The following is a 16,213-nucleotide window of genomic DNA, read 5'->3' on the forward strand; positions in this document are numbered from 1 at the left end:
CAGGGGTGCCCGCACAGCAGCAGCTCACCGGCACTGCAAAAAGGAAAGCACTAACTTCTGGTTAGTGCAACCTGTTGGTTAGCGCTGCTCTGGAGTAGCCTTGACGGCATGACGACCACGCAGCGGCCCCCGGAGGAGCAGCAGCTCCCCTTCAACGTGTTCGCCAAGGCATGCCCCTCCCGCGGCACGCTGGAGCATGTGACGGGACGCTGGGGCGCGCTCACGCTGGGCGCGCTGTACGAGGGCACGCTCCGGTTCAACGAGCTGCGCCGCCGGGTCGACGGCGTGAGCGAGAAGATGCTGTCCCAGACGCTGCACGCGCTGGAGCGCGACGGACTGGTGCACCGCGAGGCCCAGCCGACCAACCCGCCCCGCGTGGACTACGAACTGACCCCGCTGGGCCGTGAGGTGGCCGAGCGCCTGCTGTCCCTCATCCACTGCGTGGAGGGCAGCATGGAGACCGTGCTCCGGTCGCGGGAGCGCTACGACGCGACGCGCGGCGCCCGCTGACACCTCGGGCAGAAGTAGCTGGAGCGGTTCATCCACGCCCGTCGGCGCATCGGTGTGCCGCAGCGGCGGCAGGGCAGGCCCTCGCGGCCGTAGGCGTCCAGCGACCGGTCGAAGTAGCCGGACTCGCCGTTGACGTTGACGTAGAGACTGTCGAAGCTGGTGCCGCCCACCGCCAGGGCGGCGTTCATGACGTCCCGGACGTGGCCCAGCAGGAGCAGGGTGCGCGGGCGGGTGAAGCCCGCGGTCGGACGCTCGTAGTGGATGCGGGCGCGCCACAGCGCCTCGTCCGCGTAGATGTTGCCGACGCCGCTGATCAGCGACTGGTCGAGCAGGGCCCGCTTGATGGTGGTCCGCTTGCGGCGCAGGGCGCGGTGGAAGGCCTCGTCGTCGAAGAGCGGGTCGAGCGGGTCCCGGGCGATGTGCGCGATGACGTCGGGCAGCCCGTCGGGCGTGGTGTCGTGCAGCGACAGGCCGCCGAAGGTGCGCTGGTCGACGAAGCGGAGCTCGGTGGCGAGGTCGTCGGCGAAGCGGGCGCGGATGCGCAGGTGCTTCTCGTCCGGCGCGGTGTGCGGCTGCACCAGCAGCTGGCCGCTCATGCCGAGGTGGGCCAGCACCGCCTGGCCGGTGTCCTCCAGCGGCAGCCAGAGGTACTTGCCGCGACGGCACGGCACGCCGACGCGGTGGCCCTTGAGCCGCAGCGCGAAGTCGTCGGCGCCGGCGAGGTGCCGGCGCACCGCGCGCGGGTGCAGCACCTCGGCCTCGGCGACGGTCCGGTGGGCGACCCACCGCTGAAGTCCGCGCCGTACGACCTCGACCTCGGGCAGCTCGGGCATGTTCCTCTTCCAACGGCCGGTGGTGCAGCGCCGAGCGCCCGCCCCGGCCGGGGCGGGCGCTCGGGTCGCGCTGTTCGTCAGGCGGAGGCCGACGGGGCGTCGGCGTTCCTGCCGGAGGCTTCGGCTTCGGCGGCCCGGACGACCTCCTCGGCCTCGGCCGCCGCCTTGGCGCGCTCGTCCGCCGCGGCCTTGATGGAGCGCCAGGCGGACTCGGCGGCCTGCTGCTCCGCCTCCTTCTTGCTGCGGCCGGTGCCGGTGCCGTACGAGACGCCTCCGACGCGGGCGGCAGCAGTGAAGGTCTTCTCGTGATCCGGGCCGGTCTCCGTGACCAGGTACTCGGGGACGCCGAGTCCTTCGGTCGCGGTGAGCTCCTGGAGGCTGGTCTTCCAGTCCAGGCCGGCGCCCAGATTCGAGGACTTCTCGATCAGCGGATCGAACAGGCGGTGCACCAGCTCCGCCGCCGAGTCCAGCCCCTGGTCGAGGTAGACGGCGCCGATCACCGCTTCGAGGGTGTCGGCGAGGATGGATGCCTTGTCCCGGCCGCCCGTGCCCTCTTCACCGCGCCCCAGCCGGATGAAGGAACCCAGTTCGAGCCCGCGGCCCACCTCCGCCAGCGCACGCGAGTTGACCACCGCGGCCCGCAACTTGGCCAGCTGGCCTTCGGGCAGGTCGGGGTGGGTGCGGTACAGCGTGTCCGTGACGACGAGGCCGAGCACGGAGTCCCCGAGGAACTCCAGCCGCTCGTTCGTCGGCAGACCGCCGTTCTCGTACGCGTAGGAACGGTGGGTCAGCGCGCGCACCAGAAGGGCGGACTCGACCTGGTAGCCGAGCCGCCCTTCCAGAAGCGTGTGGGACGAGGCCTGGTTGTCCGCAGAGTTTTTCTTCGGCGTGGACACAGTGCCTCTCACCAGCCGCTCAGACCTCGAGGACCTGGCGCTTGTTGTAGGTGCCGCAAGACGGGCACGCGATGTGCTGCTGCTTGGGCTCGTGGCAGCGCTCGCACGCAACCAGGGTGGGGACCGCAGCCTTCCACTGCGACCGGCGGTGGCGCGTGTTGCTGCGCGACATCTTCCGCTTCGGAACAGCCACGGCTACTTCTCCTGCTTCTCGTCGACGCCCGGTTCGGCGCCGCTCATCTCGTCCTTCTCGCCGTCCTTCATGGTGCCGGCGAGTCCCTGCAATGCCGCCCAACGGATGTCGACGGCGTCGTGGTGGTGGTCCGGGTCGTCCGCGAGCCGTGCGCCGCACTCGGCACACAGACCCGGGCAGTCTTCCTGGCACACCGGCTGCATCGGCAGTGCGAGCACCACCGCATCACGCAGCACAGGCTCGAGGTCGAACAGGCCGTCCTCGAGAAAGAGCCTGTCCTCGTCGTCCTCGGCGTCGTCGCCCGGTTCCGCGATCACGCGGCCCCGGTCGTCGGCGTCAGGGTACGAGAACATCTCCTGGAAGTCCGCTTCGAGCTCCAGCTCGAGCGGCTCCAGACACCTTACGCACTCCCCCTCGGCCTGCGCACGGGCGGTGCCGGTGACGAGCACACCTTCCATGACCGACTCGAGCCGGAGTTCGAGCTCCACCGGGGCGCCTTCCGGCACTCCGACGACCTCCTTGATGCCGAGGTCCTGCGGAGCGTCGACCGTGCGGGTCAGGCGCTGCAGCGCACCAGGCCGCCGCCCCAGCTCGTGCGTGTCGAACACGAGGGGATTGCGGTGGTCGAGGCGGGCGTTCAGGGCCATTCCTGCTTTCGGTCTTTCGAGCTCTGGAGAAAACACTGCCGTGCGGTGAACCCGGGCAGCATGGATCGCGGACATACGCGCGACCGAAGAGCCAGGATACTGGACCTTTCGCTCTCGGCCCAATCCGCCCCTACAGGCCCCGCTCGCGCTCGTAGGCGCGCAGCTGCTCCGGCGTGATCATGCTGGTGTCGAAGAGGCTGGTCTCGTCCAGGGCATAGCCCTGCTGGGCCTGGTGCGCCTGCTGGTCGTGCACGGGCGCCTGCGCCTGGTTCGGGTCGTACGGCGCCTGCTGTGCGTCGTAGCCCTGGTAGGCGGCGTACGGGTCGGCCTGCTGGTACCCGTAGGCGTCCTGCCCGCCGCCGTACTGCTGCTGGTAGCCGGCGTAGGGGTCCGGCTGCTGCGGGACGGGGGTGCCTGCCGCCGGGGCGTAGCCGGGGGCGGGGGGGTAGACGGGCTCGGGCTGCGCGTACGGCTGCTGCTGCGGTTCGGGCTGCTTGGCCGGGGCGGACTGCTCCGTGACCGTCGCGAGGTCGGCGAGGTAGTCGGCGTCGCTGGAGTGCTGGACGGTCGTGAGGTCGTCGGCGAGCGCGCCGAGGTCGTCGGAGGCGATCCGGCCGTGCAGCTTCTGGCGGCCGCGGCCGACCGCCTCCAGGGTCTTGGCGAGGACCGCCTCGAAGGCGCCGAGCTTGATGTCGACGTACTCGTCGGCGCTGCGGCGCAGGGTCTCGGGGTCGTGGCTGCGCTCGGGGGCGTCGTCGTCCTCGTAGCCCTGCTCGTCGAGGCCGGGTCCGGTGCCGAGCAGCTTCTCGCGGCCGCGGCCGACGGAGCCGAGCGTCTTGGTGAGGACGACCTCGAAGTTGGCGAGCTTGGAGTCGACGTAGTCGTCCGCCTCGGCGCGGATCTCCTCGGCCTCCTTGCGGGCCTCGGCGAGGATGCGGTCGGCCTCGGACTGGGAGCGGCGGGCGATCTCGGTGTCGGCGATCAGGGAGCCGCGCTGGGCATGGGCGCTCTCGATGATCCGCTCGGCCTCCTGGCGGGCCTGCTCGACCATCTGCTCCCGGCCGCCGATCAACTCCTGTGCCTGGGCGAGGGAGTCGGGCAGCGCCGCGCGCACCTCCTCGAGCAGCGCGAGCAGTTCGGCGCGGTTCACCACGCACGAGGCCGACATGGGCATCGATCGGGCACTGGATACCGCGGCGACGATCTCGTCGAGCTTCTTCTGCACGTCCACCGTGTGCTCGCCACTCTCTACAGCTGTGTTGGAGACGGACGGGACGACTGTACGGCCACGGGGCGCCCGGTGGACACCGACCGGCACCCCGCCGGCCGGCGGGGTGCGCGCGGGCGCCGTCCGCGGTCCGGGTCAGTCCTTGCGCAGCCGTTCGGTGAGGGCCGTCAGGACCTCCGCGGGCACCAGGTGCGAGACGTCGCCGCCCCAGGCCGCGACCTCCTTGACGAGCGAGGAGGACAGGAAGCTGTAGGTGGGGTTGGTGGGGACGAAGAGGGTCTCCACGCCGGACAGGCCGTTGTTCATCTGGGCCATCTGCAGCTCGTAGTCGAAGTCGCTGACGGCGCGCAGGCCCTTGACGATGGCGGGGATCTCGCGCTGCTTGCAGAAGTCGACGAGCAGGCCGTGGAAGGCCTCGACGCGGACGTTGCCGTACTCGGCGGTGACCCGGCGGATCAGGTCGATCCGCTCCTCGATCTCGAACAGGCCCTTCTTGGACTGGTTGATCATCACCGCGACGTAGACCTCGTCGTAGAGCCGGGAGGCCCGGGCGATGATGTCGAGGTGTCCGTTGGTGATCGGGTCGAACGACCCGGGGCATACGGCGCGGCGCACTTGTGATCCCTCGCTCTCCGGTCCGGTCATCGTGCGTCTTCGCACGTAGAGGCGGCGCGACCGTACCAAAACGTTCCCTCGCCGTAGCGGCGGGCCCGGATCGGTTCGAATCCGGGCGGCCAGCCGAATTCTCCGCCTCTGGTACTGCGCTCCACGGTGACGAGGGCTTCCCCGGTGAGCCAGCCCTCCGAGCGGAGTGTGAGCAGGATCTCCCGGAGATCGCCGTCCGGGACGGCGTAGGGCGGGTCGAGGAAGACGATGTCGTACGGCTCCGCCGGGGGCGCCGTACGGATGATCTGTTCCGCTTTGCCGGATCTGACCTCGGCGCCGGGCAGGCCGAGGGACTTCACGTTCTCCCGGACCGTGCGGGCGGCGCGGGCGTCGGCCTCGACCAGCAGGACGTGCCCGGCGCCGCGGGACAGGGCCTCCAGGCCGACGGCGCCGGAACCGGCGTACAGGTCGAGGACGCGTTCGCCGTCCAGCGGGCCGCCGAGCAGGGACTGCCAGGTGGACAGGAGGCCCTCGCGCGCACGGTCGGAGGTGGGGCGGGTGCCCTGTCCCGGGGGGACGGCCAGGCGGCGTCCGCCGGCCGCGCCGGCGATCACGCGGGTCATGTCCTCGGTCCTTGTCGGTGTGCTCGGTGCATGGTCCTTCCAGTCTGTCAGCCCTTTTCCAGGTACTGTTCCCGCTCCTCGTCCAGCAGCGCGTCCAGGGCCGTGCGCAGCGCGGGCAGCCGGGTCAGCTCCGGGTCGGCGGCGACGATCCGCGCGGCCTCCTCGCGGGCCTCGGCGATGATCTCCTCGTCCTCGATGACGGCGAGCATGCGCAGGCTGGACCGGGTGCCGGACTGCGCCTGGCCGAGCACGTCGCCCTCGCGGCGCTGCTCCAGGTCGATGCGGGAGAGTTCGAAGCCGTCGAGGGTGGAGGCCACCGCGTTCAGCCGCTGCCGGGCGGCGCTCGCCTCGGGCATCTCGGTGACCAGCAGGCACAGGCCCGGGGCGGAGCCCCGGCCGACGCGGCCGCGCAGCTGGTGGAGCTGGGAGACGCCGAACCGGTCGGCGTCCATGATCACCATCGCGGTGGCGTTGGGCACGTTGACGCCGACCTCGATGACGGTCGTGGCGACCAGGACGTCGGCCTCTCCGGCGGCGAAGCGGCGCATGACGGCGTCCTTGTCGTCGGGCTGCATGCGCCCGTGCAGGACCTCCACCCGCAGCCCGCTCAGCGGCCCCTTCGCGAGCTGGTCGGCGATGTCGAGGACGGCGAGCGGGGGCCGCTTCTCGGCCTCGTCCTCGGGCGACTTCTTCTTCGCCCCCTTCGCGGTGTCCTCCTCGTCGCCGATGCGCGGGCAGACCACGTACGCCTGGTGGCCGTTCGCGACCTCCTCACGGACCCGTTCCCAGGCGCGGGCGAGGAAGTGGGGCTTGTCGGCGGCCGGTACGACATGGCTGGCGATGGGCGAGCGGCCGGCCGGGAGCTGGTCGAGGACGGAGGTCTCCAGGTCGCCGAAGACGGTCATGGCGACCGTGCGCGGGATGGGCGTCGCGGTCATGACCAGCAGGTGCGGTGGCTGCTTGCCCTTGCCGCGCAGGGCGTCGCGCTGCTCCACGCCGAACCGGTGCTGTTCGTCGACCACGACCAGGCCCAGGTCGTGGAACTGGACCTTGTCCTCGATCAGCGCGTGCGTGCCGATGACGATGCCGGCCTCGCCGGTGGCCAGGTCGAGCAGGGCGTGGCGGCGCGCCGCCGCTCCCATGGACCCGGTGAGCAGCACCACCTTGGTGGCGTCGTCCGCTCCGCCGAGCATGCCCCCTTCGGCCAGCTCGCCCATCATCTCGGTGACCGACCGGTGGTGCTGCTGGGCGAGCACCTCGGTGGGCGCGAGCATCGCCGCCTGGCCGCCGGCGTCGACGACGGCGAGCATGGCGCGCAGCGCGACCAGGGTCTTGCCGCTGCCGACCTCGCCCTGGAGGAGCCGGTGCATCGGGTGTTCGGTCGCGAGGTCGTCGAAGATCTCCCGCGAGACCTTGCGCTGGCCCTCGGTGAGGGTGAACGGGAGGCGGTCGTCGAACGCGGTGAGCAGGCCGTCCGGCCTGGGGCGGCGGGCGACGGCGGGGAGCTGGGCGTCGGCGTGGCGGCGGCGTGCGAGGGCGACCTGGAGGACGAACGCCTCGTCCCACTTGAGGCGGGCGCGGGCGTCCTCGATGTCCGCCTTGGTGTGCGGGCGGTGGATCTTCAGCAGTGCCTCGGGGAGGGAGACCAGCCGACGGCCGTCGCGCAGGGACTCCGGGAGCGGGTCGAGGGCCTCCTGTGCGCTGGGCAGGACCGTCTGGAGCGCCTTGCCGATCTTCCAGGACTCCAGCTTGGCCGTGGCGGGGTAGATCGGGATGAGGGCGCCGGCCCAGGTCTCGACCGTCTCGTCCGTGCCGTCGCCGTCTCCGCGCAGCAGCTCGTAGGCGGGGTGGGCCAGTTGGAGGCGGCGGTTGAAGACGGAGACCTTGCCGGCGAACATCGCGCGGGTGCCCGGCAGGAGTTCCTTGTGGGGCTTGTGGACACCGGCGCCGAAGAAGACCAGTTGGAGCCGGCCGCTGCCGTCGGTGATGGTCACCTCCAGGCGCTGTCCCTTGCCGCGCGGCGCCTTGGCGGAGGCGAAGGTGTGCAGCCGGGCGTCGGCGACCTGGGCGACCACGGTGACGTGCTCGTCCATGGGGAGGTCGGCGAGGTGGGTGAGCTGGCCCCGCTCCTCGTATCTGCGCGGATAGTGGTGCAGCAGGTCGCCGACGGTGTGCAGGCCGAGGTGCTCGGCCATCACCTTCGCGGTGGCGGGGCCGAGCACTTTCTTCAGTGGTTCTTCCAGTGCGGGCACGGGATCCATTGCACACCACGGCACTGACAACACGCAGGCACCGGGCCCCGGCTGCCGGCGGACGTACCGCCGCGGGTCACTCCACGCCGATGAGGAGCAGGGCGCCCTGCCGGCCGCCGTGGTGGACCACCGTGTCCACGGCCAGGTAGCCCTCGCGGACCCGGGCCCGGAGGCGGTCCGCGACGGATTCGGGCGCGTCGTCGCCGAGGACCAGGGTGACCAGTTCGCCGCCGGCCGCGAGCATCCGGTCGAGGACGGCCTCGGCGGTGGCCGTGACGTCCTGCCCGATCACCGCCACGTCCCCGTCGACCAGGCCGAGCACGTCCCCGGCCTGGCAGATGCCCGCCATGGTCCAGGACTGGCGCTCGGCGACGGTGACCTCGGCGTAGCGGGTCGCGCCCGCCGCCGACGTCATCGACACCACGTCCTCGTCGAAGCGGCGCTCCGGCTCGTGCACCGCCAGCGCCGCGATGCCCTGGACCGCGGAGCGGGTGGGGATCAGCGCCACCCGGATGCCCTCGGCGCGGGCCTGCTCGGCCGCGGCGGCGGCGGTGTGGCGCAGTTCGGCGTCGTTGGGCAGCAGCACCACCTCGCGCGCGTGCGCCCGCCGTACCGCCTGGACGAGTTCGCCGCTGGCGGGCGGCTCGCCGGGGCGGGCGACCACCGTGGTCGCGCCGGCCTCGGTGTACAGCCCGGCCAGGCCCTCGCCGGGCACCACGGCCACGACGGCCCGCTGGACGCGCTCCCCCGCCGCCCTCCCGGCCCCCGTGGTGTGGGCGTCCCCGGCGCCGAAGTGGGTGATCCGGATGCGGTACGGCCGCCCGGCCTCGACGCCCGCCTCCACGGCGGCGCCCGCGTCGTCGACGTGCACATGGACGTTCCACAGCCCGTCCCCGCCGACCACGACGAGGGAGTCGCCGAGCCCGTCGAGCCGCTCCCGCAGCCGTGTGACGGCCGCGTCGTCGGCCTCCAGCAGGTAGATCACCTCGAAGGCGGGCCCGCCGGGACCGGGTACGGCCCCTGCGTCGGCGCACTCGGCACCCGTCCCGGGTGCGGGCCCGGCAGGCCCGGCGGCCGCCGCGTTCCCGGCGCCGCTCCACGGCGTGCCCGCCGCCGGCAGGTCCCGCGGCGCCTGTCCCGTGAACGTCTCCACCAGCGCCCCGAGCACCGCGACCAGCCCCTTGCCGCCCGCGTCCACCACTCCCGCGCTGCGCAGCACGGCCAGCCGGGCCGGGGTCTCGGCGAGGGCCGCGCGGGCCCCTTCGTAGGCCGCCCGCGCCACCGTGCCGCAGTCGCCCTCGGCGCCGCCTGCCGCGTCGGCGGCGGCCGAGGCGACGGTGAGGACCGTGCCCTCCACGGGGTGGGCCACGGCCAGACGCGCGGAGTCGGCCGCCTGCCGCAGCGCGAGCCGCAGTCCGGTGCCGTCGGCGTGGGCCGGGTCCGGGTCACCGGCATCGCCGGCGTCACCGGCCAGCACCTGCGCCATGCCGCGCAGCAGCTGCGCCAGGATCGTCCCGCTGTTGCCGCGGGCCCCGATCAGGGCTCCGTGGGCCATCGCCCGGACCGCGTCGGCGAGTGTCGGACCGCGGTCCCCGCCGGCCTCGTGTCCCGCGAACACCGCCTCGACCGCGGCGGCGGCCGACTCGACGGTCAGATAGAGGTTGGTCCCGGTGTCGCCGTCGGCCACGGGATAGACGTTGATGGCGTCGATCTCCTCACGGGAGCGACCCAGCGCGTCGAGCGCGAGACCGCACCAGGCACGCACCGCGAGAGCATCGAAGAATGTCTGCGGCACCTGCGCCACCTGCGCCTCCCTGAGCTGCTGGACGTGGCACGCAGCGTAGACCTTGGGGCACCGCACACCGGAAGAGGGCCGGAGGCGGGGCCCCGAGCCGCCATGGTAGTTTCGTTCTACGGGTGCAGCCGTTGTATGCTGCTCCGGTTGCCCGATCCGATCGGGCCTCTCCCCTGGCAACGCCACTCAGATTCCAACAGGGCTCCTCGAGTCCCGGGATCTCGATCCCGGCATGCCGGGATCAACCGTAAGTGCATCTGAAGTCTTTGGAGTGACCCGTGGCTGCCAACTGCGACGTCTGCGGCAAGGGGCCGGGCTTCGGCAACAACATCTCGCACTCGCACCGCCGTACGTCCCGTCGCTGGAACCCGAACATCCAGCGTGTGCGTACCGTGGTCGGCGGGACGCCGAAGCGCGTGAACGCCTGCACCTCGTGCATCAAGGCCGGCAAGGTCTCGCGCTGACGCTTCCGCTGAGCGCGCGGCCACAGCCGGTTCGCCGCATCCAGCCGGTCCACCTCGTGTGGACCGGCTTTTTGCTGCCACGGCGAGACCACGGAACGTACGCGCGCGGTCACGCCGCGGCCCGTCAGCGGCCGGCCGGACCGTCCCGGCCGACCGCCTGACGGGACCCGGCCCGCCTCACTCCGGCTCGCGGCCGATCCGCCACCCGTGGTCCACCGGCCCGATACCGGCGCCCAGCGCGAACCCGGCCGCGATCGCCCCGGTGACGTACTCCTTGGCCGCCGTCACCGCCTCCGGCACCGGCCGCCCCAGCGCCAGGTGCGACGCGATCGCCGAGGCGAGCGTGCAGCCGGTGCCGTGCGTGTGCCGGTTGTCGTGGCGCGGGGCGCGCAGCCAGTGCTCCTGCGTGCCGTCCGTCAGCAGGTCGACCGCCTCGCCCGTCGACGCCGCGAGATGACCGCCCTTGATCACCACCCAGCGCGGCCCGAAATCCAGCACCGCACGGGCCGCCCGGCGCATGTCCTGCTCCGATTCGACCCGTATGTCCGTCAGTTGCGCGACCTCGTCCAGGTTCGGCGTGGCGACGGTCGCCACCGGCAGCAGCCTGGTCCGCACCGTCTCCAGCGCCGAGACCGCGAGGAGCGGGTCCCCGTGCTTGGAGACGCCCACCGGGTCGACGACCGCCGGCGCGTCCGTGCCGGCGATCAAGTCGGCCACCGCCTCCACCAGTTCCGCGGAGGACAGCATGCCGGTCTTCACCGCCTGCACGCCGATGTCGTCGACGACGCTGCGGTACTGGGCCCGCACCGCCTCCACCGGCAGCTCCCAGGCGCCCTGCACGCCCAGGGAGTTCTGCGCGGTGACCGCGGTGAGCACGCTCATGCCGTGCACCCCGAGCGCCAGCATCGTCTTCAGGTCGGCCTGGATGCCCGCGCCGCCGCCCGAGTCGGAGCCGGCCACGGTGAGCACCCGGGGCGGGGCGGTCCGGCCGCTCATGACTCGATGTCCCCGAAGTGGTCCCAGCCGCCCTGGGCCGTCCACGCCGCTCCGTCGACCGTCACCTGGGGCAGCGCCGAGGGGTTGAGCACCTCGCCGATGACCTTCCAGCGGGCGGGCAGCTTCACATCGGGCGGGAAGGTGGCCACGATCGCGTGGTCCTCTCCCCCGGTCAGCACCCACTGCATGGGGTCGACGCCGACGGCCTGGCCGATGTCGTTCATCTGCGAGGGGATGTCGATCGCCCCGGAGCGGATGTCGATGCGCACCTTGCTGGCCTCGGCGATGTGCCCGAGGTCGGCGATCAGCCCGTCGCTCACGTCGCACATCGCGGTCGCGCCGAGCCCGGCGGCGGCCGGACCCGCGTGGTACGGCGGCTCGGGGCGGCGGTGCGCCTCGACGAAGGCGCGCGGCGAGCGGAACCCGCGGGACAGGACCGCGTACCCGGCCGCCGACCAGCCCAGCCAGCCGGTCACGGCGACCAGGTCGCCGGGCTGCGCGCCGGCCCGGGTGACGGGCTCCTGGTTGCGCAGGTCGCCGAGCGCGGTGATGGACACCATGATCGTGTCGCCGCGCACGACGTCACCGCCGACCACGGCGGCGCCCGCCACCTGGCACTCGTCGCGCAGGCCGTCCATCAGCTCGCTGGGCCAGGTCACCGGCAGTTCGGCGGGGACGACGAGACCGAGCAGCAGCCCGGTCGGCACGGCGCCCATGGCGGCGATGTCGGCGAGGTTCTGCGCGGCGGCCTTGCGGCCGACGTCGTAGGCCGTGGACCAGTCGCGGCGGAAGTGCCGGCCTTCCAGCAGGATGTCCGTGCTGGCCACCACCCTGCGGTCGGGCGCGGAGACCACCGCGGCGTCGTCGCCGGGGCCGACCCGCACCGCCGGGGTGGTGGTGAGACGGGAGGTGAGCTCCCTGATGAGCCCGAACTCCCCGAGCTCACCAACAGTGCCCTTCATTACCCTTTCGCCCCTTCTGTACCTGTCCGTGCCCGGTCGCGAGTCGTCCGAGTCCTCGCTACGGTCGAGATGACCGTCAACTTCTCTCGTGCCTGTACCCCGGCGCGGGGGCCCCGGTTCCCGCAGGTCTCCCCGCGACGAGCGGCGACGCGATACCGTGGCGTTCCTTTTCCCCACATGATCCTCGTGGCCGCCCTGGAGGTTCCGTGGTACAGGCGTACATCCTGATCCAGACGGAGGTCGGCAAAGCGTCGACCGTCGCCGAGCTGATCGGCAAGATCCCTGGAGTGATCCAGGCCGAGGACGTGACCGGACCGTACGACGTGATCGTGCGCGCCCAGGCCGACACCGTCGACGACCTGGGCCGGATGGTGGTCGCCAAGGTCCAGCAAGTGGACGGCATCACCCGTACCCTGACCTGCCCGGTCGTCCATCTGTAGCCCCCGTCTACCCTGTGCCGGTGAACTCCTTGCGTCACCGGCACGCCGTTTCGTCCGCACTCGCGGTGCTGATCACCGCCGTGGGCTGCTCCTCAGCAGACGACAGCGCGTCCGCGGCGGTTCCGAGCCCGGACGCGAAGGTCACCAAGCTGTGTCAGAACCTGGACAAGGCCCTGCCGGCGACGGTGGACGGTGAGAGTCGCGACGATCCCGAACCCGCGTCCGAACTGACCGCGGGCTGGGGCGGCGTGGCGATCATACTGCGGTGCGGCGTGGAGCGACCGCCCAAGATGGCCGACCCCAAGGTGGCCAACGGCAACGACGCCGACGCGGTGCCCGGCGGCGTCAACGGCGTCGACTGGCTGATGGAGAAGCAGGGCGGCGACACGTACCGCTTCACCACCGCCAACCGCGAGGCGTACGTGGAGGTCCGGGTGAGCGACGGACGGGACAGCACCGGTGTGCTGATCGACCTCGCCCCGGCCGTGAAGAAGGCGATCCCCGAGGGGATCGCCTTCTGAGACGTGTCTGCGCGGCTCAGCGCAGCCCGGTGGAGCGCCGCAGCGCCGCCTGCACCAGCAGGTCCACCAGCTCCGGGTAGCTCACCCCGGTGGCCTGCCACATCTGCGGGTACATCGAGATGGGCGTGAAGCCGGGCATGGTGTTGATCTCGTTGATCACGAACTCGCCGTCCTCGGTGAGGAAGAAGTCCGCCCGGACCAGCCCCTCGCAGGACGCCGCGTCGAACGCCTCGACCGCGAGCCGGCGCACCTCGGCCGTCTGCTCCTCGGTCAGCGGCGCGGGCACGATGCCGGGCGTGGAGTCGATGTACTTCGCCTCGAAGTCGTAGTACGCGTGCGTGTCCGGGGGCGGGATCTCGGCCGGCAGCGACGCGCGCGGGCCGTCCTCGAACTCCAGCACGCCGCACTCGATCTCGCGGCCCCGCAGCGCCGCCTCCACCAGGATCTTCGGATCGTGGCGGCGGGCCTCGGCGATCGCCTCGTCCAGGCCGGAGAGGTCGTCGACCTTGGTGATGCCGATCGACGAGCCGGCCCGCGCGGGCTTCACGAACAGCGGCCAGCCGTGCTCGCCGGCGAAGTCGACGATCCTCTTGCGGGCCGCGGACTCGTCCCGCTCCCACTCGCGCGGCCGGATCACCACGTACGGGCCGACCTTGAGCCCGAAGGAGGTGAACACCCGCTTCATGTACTCCTTGTCCTGGCCGACGGCCGAGGCGAGCACACCCGAGCCCACGTACGGGACGCCGGACAGCTCCAGGAGCCCCTGGAGGGTGCCGTCCTCGCCGTAGGGGCCGTGCAGCACCGGGAAGACCACGTCGACCTCGCCCAGCGCCTTGGGCACCGAACCCGGCTCGCTGTAGACGACTTCACGGTTGGCGGGGTCGACGGGGAGCACCACGCCGCCCTCGGCCGACTCGGCGAGCTGCTCGACGCTGGGCGTACGGCGGTCGCTGATCGCCATGCGTTCCGGTTCGTCGGCGGTGAGCGCCCAGCGGCCGTCCTGGGTGATGCCGATCGGCAGGACGTCGTACGCGGTCCGGTCGATGGCCTTGAGGACGGCGCCGGCGGTGACCACGGAGATCCCGTGTTCGGAGCTGCGCCCGCCGAACACGACGGCCACACGCGGTTTGCGCGGGGGCTGCTCGGGGCTCTGGGGGAGGTTCTCGGTGCTCATATCGCGATGAGAGTACCCGTTGGTAGGGCCCGGAGACAGCGCCCGCAACGCCACGCGTGGGCCGTATGGAGGGGGCCGTCGCTCAGCGTCGTTCCGGCTTCGCGCTGCGCGACATCAGCTCCTTCACCGCCACCACCGGGGACTTGCCCTCGTGCACGATGGCGACGACCGTCTCGGTGATCGGCATGTCGACGCCGTGCCGCCGGGCCAGATCCAGCACCGACTCACAGGACTTGACGCCCTCGGCGGTCTGCTCGGTGACCGCGATGGTCTCCTCCAGGGTCATGCCCTTGCCGAGGTTGGTGCCGAAGGTGTGGTTGCGCGACAGCGGCGAGGAGCAGGTGGCCACCAGGTCGCCCAGTCCCGCGAGGCCGGAGAAGGTCAGCGGGTCCGCGCCGAGAGCGACGCCGAGCCGGGTGGTCTCGGCGAGGCCGCGGGTGATGAGCGAACCCTTGGCGTTGTCGCCGAGGCCCATGCCGTCCGCGATGCCGACGGCCAGACCGATGACGTTCTTCACGGCGCCGCCCAGTTCGCAGCCGACGACGTCGGTGTTGGTGTACGGGCGGAAGTACGGCGTGTGGCAGGCGGCCTGGAGCCGCTGGGCGACGGACTCGTCGGTGCAGGCCACCACGGCGGCGGCGGGCATGCGCGCGGCGATCTCACGGGCCAGGTTGGGCCCGGTGACCACCGCGATGCGGTCGGGGCCGACCTTGGCGACGTCCTCGACGACCTCGCTCATCCGCATGGCCGAGCCGAGTTCGACGCCCTTCATCAGCGACACCAGGACCGTGCCGGGCGCGAGCAGCGGCGCCCAGTCGGCGAGGTTGCCGCGCAACGTCTGCGAGGGGACGGCGAGGACGGTGAAGTCGGCGTCCCGGGCGGCCTCGGCGGCGTCCGCGGTGGCCCGCAGGTTCTTCGGCAGGACGACACCGGGCAGGTAGCCGGGGTTGGTGCGGGTGGAGTTGACCGCTTCGGCGACTTCGGGGCGCCGTCCCCACAGCACGACGTCACAGCCCGCGTCGGCGAGCACCATGCCGAAGGCCGTGCCCCACGATCCGGTGCCGAAGACCGCCGCCTTGACCGGCTTGCTCACGTACCCAGCCCCTCTTCCCGCGCGGTGGGCCTGCCGCCCCGCGCCCGTTCCTGCCGCGATCGGTCCTGCCGCCGCTGCGCGTGCGTCCTGCGCCGCTGCTCGATCCGCTCCTGACGCGGGTCGTACGGCGTCTCCGGGGCCTTCTCGCCGCGGATCAGCTCCAGCTGGCGGGTGACGGCCGCCATGATCGTCTCGGTCGCCTCCTTGAGCAGCTCCGGGGTCATCTCCCGGTCGTAGAAGCGGTCCAGGTCCACCGGCGGGCCGGCCAGCACGTGGTGGGTCTTGCGCGGCAGCAGGCTGGGCTTCTTGGCGTACGGCGGCAGCAGCTCGTTGGCGCCCCACTGGGCGACCGGGATCACGGGGCACCTGGTCTGCAGGGCGACGCGGGCGGCGCCGGTCTTGCCGGTCATGGGCCAGCCGTCGGGGTCGCGGGTGAGGGTGCCCTCGGGGTAGAAGGCGACGCATTCGCCGCGCTCCACGGCGTCGATCGCGGCGCGGAAGGCGCTGAGTGCGTCCGTGCTCTCGCGGTAGACGGGGATCTGCCCGGTGCCGCGCATCGCGGCGCCGATGAAGCCCTTGTTGAAAAGCCCGCTCTTCGCCAGGAATCGCGGAACGCGTCCGGTGTTGTACTGAAAGTGCGCGTAGGCGAAGGGATCGATGTGCGAATTGTGGTTCACCGCGGTGATAAATCCACCCTCGGCCGGAATGTTCTCCATTCCGCGCCAGTCCCGCTTGAGGAGAACCACCAGCGGCGGTTTGCAGATCACCGCGGCGAAGCGGTACCAGAAGCCGATTCTGCGGCGCGGCACGAGTACACCTTCCTCTTCCGAATGACAGGCCCAGGGCCTGGACCCGGAGGCCAGGCGGGCCGCACAAGTGTCGCCCCGGGCCGCCGGTCTGTCGAGAACACCGTACGCCCCGGCCCCCTCGTCACCCGGTGCGCCGGGTGACAATGGCCGCGACAAGAGAGGGACGTAACA

The 16,213-nt window shown here is 72.0% G+C and carries 18 protein-coding genes; 4 read left to right on the forward strand and 14 right to left on the reverse strand.

Annotated features, from left to right (window positions below):
- Positions 1–108: 108 nt before the first annotated feature.
- Positions 109–510: a winged helix-turn-helix transcriptional regulator gene (locus FGW31_RS09350; RefSeq protein WP_142192920.1), complete on the forward strand. Its 402-nt coding sequence runs from the start codon at positions 109–111 to the stop codon at positions 508–510.
- Here FGW31_RS09350 and mutM read toward each other — a convergent pair.
- The 9 genes from mutM to FGW31_RS09395 form a co-directional block, all read right to left on the reverse strand.
- Positions 483–1,343, reverse strand: a complete 861-nt coding sequence (gene mutM / locus FGW31_RS09355) for a bifunctional DNA-formamidopyrimidine glycosylase/DNA-(apurinic or apyrimidinic site) lyase (protein ID WP_142192921.1) — start codon at positions 1,341–1,343, stop codon at positions 483–485. The genes FGW31_RS09350 and mutM overlap by 28 nt on opposite strands.
- Before the next feature lie 77 nt (positions 1,344–1,420).
- Complete coding sequence (gene rnc, locus FGW31_RS09360) at positions 1,421–2,239, reverse strand: ribonuclease III (protein ID WP_142192949.1); 819 nt, start codon at positions 2,237–2,239, stop codon at positions 1,421–1,423.
- A 19-nt stretch (positions 2,240–2,258) separates the two neighbouring features.
- Entirely contained in the window at positions 2,259–2,432 is a 174-nt protein-coding gene (rpmF, locus tag FGW31_RS09365) for a 50S ribosomal protein L32 (protein WP_003951102.1), read from the reverse strand.
- Between the two features lie 2 nt (positions 2,433–2,434).
- On the reverse strand, positions 2,435–3,079 hold the full coding sequence (locus tag FGW31_RS09370; protein WP_142192922.1) for a YceD family protein: 645 nt from the start codon (positions 3,077–3,079) through the stop codon (positions 2,435–2,437).
- A 130-nt stretch (positions 3,080–3,209) separates the two neighbouring features.
- Entirely contained in the window at positions 3,210–4,310 is a 1,101-nt protein-coding gene (locus FGW31_RS09375) for an ATP synthase F0 subunit B (RefSeq protein WP_142192924.1), read from the reverse strand.
- A 132-nt stretch (positions 4,311–4,442) separates the two neighbouring features.
- A complete protein-coding gene (coaD, locus tag FGW31_RS09380; RefSeq protein ID WP_142192925.1) occupies positions 4,443–4,922 on the reverse strand; it encodes a pantetheine-phosphate adenylyltransferase in 480 nt (159 codons plus the stop codon).
- A 26-nt stretch (positions 4,923–4,948) separates the two neighbouring features.
- On the reverse strand, positions 4,949–5,536 hold the full coding sequence (gene rsmD, locus FGW31_RS09385) for a 16S rRNA (guanine(966)-N(2))-methyltransferase RsmD (protein ID WP_142192926.1): 588 nt from the start codon (positions 5,534–5,536) through the stop codon (positions 4,949–4,951).
- Positions 5,537–5,583: 47 nt separating this feature from the next.
- Entirely contained in the window at positions 5,584–7,797 is a 2,214-nt protein-coding gene (gene recG, locus FGW31_RS09390; protein WP_142192927.1) for an ATP-dependent DNA helicase RecG, read from the reverse strand.
- A 67-nt stretch (positions 7,798–7,864) separates the two neighbouring features.
- A complete protein-coding gene (locus FGW31_RS09395; RefSeq protein ID WP_142192928.1) occupies positions 7,865–9,592 on the reverse strand; it encodes a DAK2 domain-containing protein in 1,728 nt (575 codons plus the stop codon).
- A 269-nt stretch (positions 9,593–9,861) separates the two neighbouring features.
- Here FGW31_RS09395 and rpmB point away from each other — a divergent pair, with 269 nt between their 5' ends.
- Positions 9,862–10,047: a 50S ribosomal protein L28 gene (rpmB, locus tag FGW31_RS09400; protein WP_003993230.1), complete on the forward strand. Its 186-nt coding sequence runs from the start codon at positions 9,862–9,864 to the stop codon at positions 10,045–10,047.
- Positions 10,048–10,224: 177 nt separating this feature from the next.
- Here the strand turns inward: rpmB and thiD are convergent, their stop codons facing one another.
- Complete coding sequence (gene thiD / locus FGW31_RS09405) at positions 10,225–11,043, reverse strand: bifunctional hydroxymethylpyrimidine kinase/phosphomethylpyrimidine kinase (protein ID WP_142192929.1); 819 nt, start codon at positions 11,041–11,043, stop codon at positions 10,225–10,227.
- Complete coding sequence (locus FGW31_RS09410; protein WP_142192930.1) at positions 11,040–12,005, reverse strand: thiamine-phosphate kinase; 966 nt, start codon at positions 12,003–12,005, stop codon at positions 11,040–11,042. The genes thiD and FGW31_RS09410 overlap by 4 nt, the downstream gene beginning before the upstream one ends.
- Positions 12,006–12,211: 206 nt before the next feature.
- On the opposite strand from FGW31_RS09410, the gene FGW31_RS09415 reads away from it, so the two are divergent.
- Both FGW31_RS09415 and FGW31_RS09420 read left to right on the forward strand, forming a co-directional pair.
- Positions 12,212–12,445, forward strand: a complete 234-nt coding sequence (locus tag FGW31_RS09415; protein WP_037933238.1) for an Lrp/AsnC family transcriptional regulator — start codon at positions 12,212–12,214, stop codon at positions 12,443–12,445.
- Between the two features lie 20 nt (positions 12,446–12,465).
- The gene (locus tag FGW31_RS09420) at positions 12,466–12,966 is read left to right on the forward strand and encodes a DUF3515 domain-containing protein (protein ID WP_142192931.1); all 501 of its coding nucleotides are present in this window, start codon (positions 12,466–12,468) and stop codon (positions 12,964–12,966) included.
- Positions 12,967–12,982: 16 nt separating this feature from the next.
- Here FGW31_RS09420 and FGW31_RS09425 read toward each other — a convergent pair whose 3' ends face one another.
- From FGW31_RS09425 to FGW31_RS09435, 3 genes are all read right to left on the reverse strand, one after another.
- Positions 12,983–14,140, reverse strand: a complete 1,158-nt coding sequence (locus FGW31_RS09425) for a D-alanine--D-alanine ligase family protein (RefSeq protein ID WP_142192932.1) — start codon at positions 14,138–14,140, stop codon at positions 12,983–12,985.
- 82 nt (positions 14,141–14,222) lie between these two features.
- A complete protein-coding gene (locus FGW31_RS09430) occupies positions 14,223–15,233 on the reverse strand; it encodes an NAD(P)H-dependent glycerol-3-phosphate dehydrogenase (protein ID WP_142192933.1) in 1,011 nt (336 codons plus the stop codon).
- Entirely contained in the window at positions 15,230–16,042 is an 813-nt protein-coding gene (locus FGW31_RS09435; protein WP_142192934.1) for a lysophospholipid acyltransferase family protein, read from the reverse strand. Before FGW31_RS09435 ends, FGW31_RS09430 begins: the two co-directional genes overlap by 4 nt.
- Positions 16,043–16,213: the final 171 nt, after the last annotated feature.

The organism is Streptomyces calvus, assembly GCF_006782915.1.
In the GTDB taxonomy this organism is placed as follows: Bacteria; Actinomycetota; Actinomycetes; order Streptomycetales; family Streptomycetaceae; genus Streptomyces; species Streptomyces calvus.

Bases quoted from the DNA above. Each gene is read 5' to 3' on its own strand.
- thiD (WP_142192929.1), bottom strand. From the start codon at position 11,043: ATGAGCGGCCGGACCGCCCCGCCCCGGGTGCTCACCGTGGCCGGCTCC.
- recG (WP_142192927.1), bottom strand. From the start codon at position 7,797: ATGGATCCCGTGCCCGCACTGGAAGAACCACTGAAGAAAGTGCTCGGC.
- mutM (WP_142192921.1), bottom strand. From the start codon at position 1,343: ATGCCCGAGCTGCCCGAGGTCGAGGTCGTACGGCGCGGACTTCAGCGG.
- rsmD (WP_142192926.1), bottom strand. From the start codon at position 5,536: ATGACCCGCGTGATCGCCGGCGCGGCCGGCGGACGCCGCCTGGCCGTC.
- FGW31_RS09370 (WP_142192922.1), bottom strand. From the start codon at position 3,079: ATGGCCCTGAACGCCCGCCTCGACCACCGCAATCCCCTCGTGTTCGAC.
- FGW31_RS09425 (WP_142192932.1), bottom strand. From the start codon at position 14,140: ATGAGCACCGAGAACCTCCCCCAGAGCCCCGAGCAGCCCCCGCGCAAA.
- FGW31_RS09350 (WP_142192920.1), top strand. From the start codon at position 109: ATGACGACCACGCAGCGGCCCCCGGAGGAGCAGCAGCTCCCCTTCAAC.
- FGW31_RS09410 (WP_142192930.1), bottom strand. From the start codon at position 12,005: ATGAAGGGCACTGTTGGTGAGCTCGGGGAGTTCGGGCTCATCAGGGAG.